1 protein-coding gene is annotated in these 259 nt (G+C 41.3%); it reads right to left on the bottom strand.

Annotated features, from left to right (window positions below; all coding sequences use genetic code 11):
• On the bottom strand, nt 1–259 hold a 259-nt coding region (locus tag SB658_RS25150; protein ID WP_410603141.1), incomplete at both ends, for a serine aminopeptidase domain-containing protein.

Below are 259 nucleotides of genomic sequence, written 5' to 3'. Positions count from 1 at the left end.
CTTTTGTCATAGCAGACAAAACGAATTTCCATACTTGAACGGTCGCAAAAGGAATTTGATCAGGTCTTGCAGTGTCTGATTGATAGCCAAATTCAGGTGCAATAAAAAAGTAACCGTCTACTTCTCTTTTTTTCGGCCAAGATAGGTAATTTAGCAGTAATCCCGCTCCAGAAGAATGCCCGCAAAGATAAACAGCTCCTTTATGCTGCTGTTTGACCGTATCCACAAACTGCGAAATATCTTGCCACACATCTGTGAC

Source organism: Bacillus sp. SIMBA_008 (genome assembly GCF_046535495.1).
GTDB lineage: Bacteria > Bacillota > Bacilli > Bacillales > Bacillaceae > Bacillus > Bacillus subtilis.
Note: the sequence above shows the minus strand (reverse complement) of the source record. Positions and strands in the feature narration are given on the sequence as shown.